Consider the following 3,226-nt stretch of genomic DNA (forward strand, 5'->3'; position numbering starts at 1 on the left):
TCATGCCTCTCTCATGGCGCGGGATTCCCCTGTGCCACAACGCCGGAGGGGCAGAATGCTCGAGTTCTATTTTTCCTATTGTGGGGTGCTCAAGCGCCTGCGTAGCGGTGCACTCGGTGGCGAGATGGATCGCCTCGCGGAGTATTTTTTCGCCGTTGGTTACAAGCGAGCGTCCGCCAAGATTTACCTGAGCCGGATCGCGCGCTTTAGCCAGTTTGCCGCAACCCGCTGTGGTCGGATGCCGATCCATCAAGATGTCGTCGACAGCTATTTATGTACGTTTACTACGGATTCTCCACGCATTGGGGCAGCATCGGCGCTGGGACATGCACGGCGAGTGGCTCCGGAGCGCTTCATTGCTTCCGCTCCCAGGGTAGATGATGATCCGGATACTCCGCTTCTGACCTCATTTTCCGACTATTTGCGCAAGGTGCGAGGACTTGAGCCGAAGACCCGCGAAGGCGTTCTACTGGGCGGCCGCCGCTTTCTGGATTGGTTCCGCCATCATCATCCCGGTCAAAACCTCGAGGCGTTGACGGCTGAGCACGTCCTCGCTGCTGTCGAGCATCGGCTGTCGCTATCGGCGACCACCGGCACCCGCGCGGCAGCGACTTCTCACATCCGAACATTTCTTCAGTTTTTATGTTGGGCTGGCCACCATGACCAGGATCTCGACCGCGTCGTCCCAAGGACGCCTCATTGGCGTTTGGCGCACTTGCCGCCCCGCCTTGCATGGGATGACGTTCGGCGCGCAATCGATGCGATCGGCGCAACGACGCCGGTCGACATCCGCGATCGAGCCGTCCTGCTGCTACTCGCCACCACGGGCATTCGCAACGGTGAGCTACGCGCCATTCAGCTGCAGGATATCGACTGGCGTGCTGGTGAGGTTTCTGTCCGGCGCACCAAGGGCAAGCGGGATCGGGTGGCGCCGCTGCTCGAGGAGACCGGCGCCGCGCTCGCCGACTACGTCCTGCGCGCTCGACCGAAGGTGGATAGTCCGTATCTGTTCCTGTCCTTCACGCCGCCCGTGGCACCATTCAAATGCGCGTCGCCTGTTTCGAGGATCGTGCGGAAGCGGTTGCGACATGGCGGGGTTGAACTCGGGCGGGTCGCAGGTGCGCATCTCCTGCGCCACAGTCTTGCCACCCAGCTCGTCAAGCAGCTAAGGCCGATCAACGAGGTCGCCGATCTTCTCGGGCACCGGAGCATCAACACAACGGCGCTGTACGTAAAGGTCGCGACCTCGCAGCTCGCCGAGGTCGCACTCCCCTTTCCGGGAGGCGTCGCATGACCGCCTTTGCCCAATTCCTCGGCGAGAAGGCCGAGCGTTACATCGAGCTGCGCCACTCCCTCGGCTACGCCTTCAGCAAGCAAGCCGGCACGTTGCGGGCTTTCGTCCGCTACGTTGGGCGCGCTCAGCTCGATGCGCCCGCTACCCGGACGATGGCGCTGGACTTCGTCCTGTCGTTCAGCGGCGCCGCGAACAGCCGCGCCATTCGCCATGGCGTGCTCCGCCGGTTTTACGAGTATCTCGCCGTCTACGACGCCCGGACCGAGGGCTTGGAGCGCAGAGCTTTCCCCAGATCCAGAGCGATTCCGCCTCCGCGTATTCTCAGCGAGGCTGAGTTGACGTCACTCATCGACGCATGCGCCCGCATTTCGCCTAGCATCCCTCTGCGAGGGCGGACGATGGCGACGCTGATCGGATTGTTGGCGAGTTCGGGGCTGCGATCGGGGGAAGTAGTCGGGCTTGATCGTTCCGACGTCGATCTAACCAACGGGGTTCTCCTCGTTCGGAAGACAAAGTTCCGCAAGGATCGTCTCGTTCCAGTTCACGCGACAACCCAGGGTGCCCTTGGTTGCTATGCCCGTGAGCGCGACGCCGCTTTCCCCATATCCAAGGACCAGGCCTTCTTCCTCAGTTCCCGGGGCAACCGCCTCTCGGCGACCGGCCTGCAAAACGGCTTTGCCGAGGCCCGTAAACTCGCCGACTTTGATGGCGGTAAGCCGTTAAGGCCGCACGATCTCAGGCACCGGTTTGCCGTGACCCGCCTCAGCCTCTGGCACCAACAGCGCGCAGACGTTCAGGCGCTATTGCCTTTGCTCGCCACATATCTCGGCCACGTTAGTTACAGCGACACGGCCTACTACCTCACGGGCTCGGCGGAGCTCCTCGCTATCGCGGCTGAGCGTGCCGCCCTCGATGGAGGCGCAGCATGAGCGAACACCTGCTCCTGGCGCCGCTCCTGGAGTCGTATTTCCGCCGGCGCCTGACGAAGCAGCGCAATGCGACTCCCGCGACCGTGGCCAGCTATCGCGACGCCTTGCGCATGCTGATCCTCTTTGCCGCCGACCGGTTGCGTAAGAAGCCGGCGGCGTTGGCGCTCGAAGATCTCGATCGAGACCTCGTTCTCGCTTTTCTCGACGAACTCGAGGAGAAGCGGAACAATTGCGTCGCCACGCGCAACGCCCGCTTGGCCGCGATCCGATCTTTTTTCCACCACGTCGCTGCCGCCGACCCGGCGTCCTTCGGTGTGGCCCAACGCGTGCTGTCGATTCCCATTAAACGGGCGCACATCGAGGTAACGCACCATCTCACCAAGGCCGAAGTGGATACCCTCATCGCGGCGCCCGATCCAAAGACGCCCCGTGGTCGGCGCGACCGAGCCTTTCTGCTCTTCCTGGCACGGACCGGTGCCCGGGTCTCGGAAGCCACCGGCGTCAACGCAAACGACCTTGAGTTGGAGCGCTCTCACCCGCAAGTGCTGCTGCGCGGCAAAGGGCGCAGAGACCGCGTCGTGCCCATCCCTAAGGACCTGGCGCGAGCGCTGACGACCTTGTTGGGCGAGCGCGGGATCACCCATCACGAGCCGCGACCGATATTCGTCGGCGCCCGCAACGAGCGCCTGACTCGTTTCGGAGCGACCCATATCGTGCGGCGTGCGGCCACCGAGGCCGTGCCTACCAGGCCAGCCTTGGCCGACAAGCCCATATCGCCGCACATCTTCCGGCACTCCTTCGCCATGAAGCTTCTCCAGTCCGGCGTGGACCTTTTGACCATCCAAGCCTGGCTCGGGCACGCACAGGTCGCCACGACCCACCGGTATGCCGCAGCGGATGTCGAGATGATGCGCAATGGACTCGAGAAGGCGGGCGTCACCGGCGATCACGGCGTGCGTTTCCGACCAAATGACTCCGTTCTGCAACTGCTGAACTCCATCTG

Annotated in this window: 3 protein-coding genes; all 3 read left to right on the plus strand. The window is 63.2% G+C overall.

Features of this window, described 5'->3' with window-relative positions:
• The first annotated feature begins 55 nt into the window (after window positions 1-55).
• Entirely contained in the window at window positions 56-1,294 is a 1,239-nt protein-coding gene (locus AC0L17_RS34205; RefSeq protein WP_473518950.1) for a site-specific integrase, read from the plus strand.
• Window positions 1,291-2,223, plus strand: a complete 933-nt coding sequence (locus tag AC0L17_RS34210) for a tyrosine-type recombinase/integrase (protein WP_473518951.1) — start codon at window positions 1,291-1,293, stop codon at window positions 2,221-2,223. The genes AC0L17_RS34205 and AC0L17_RS34210 overlap by 4 nt, the downstream gene beginning before the upstream one ends.
• Window positions 2,220-3,226, plus strand: a 1,007-nt coding sequence (locus AC0L17_RS34215; RefSeq protein WP_473518952.1) for a tyrosine-type recombinase/integrase, incomplete at its 3' end; no start/stop codon positions are given. The genes AC0L17_RS34210 and AC0L17_RS34215, both read left to right, overlap by 4 nt.

The organism is Mesorhizobium sp. WSM4829 (assembly GCF_055811475.1).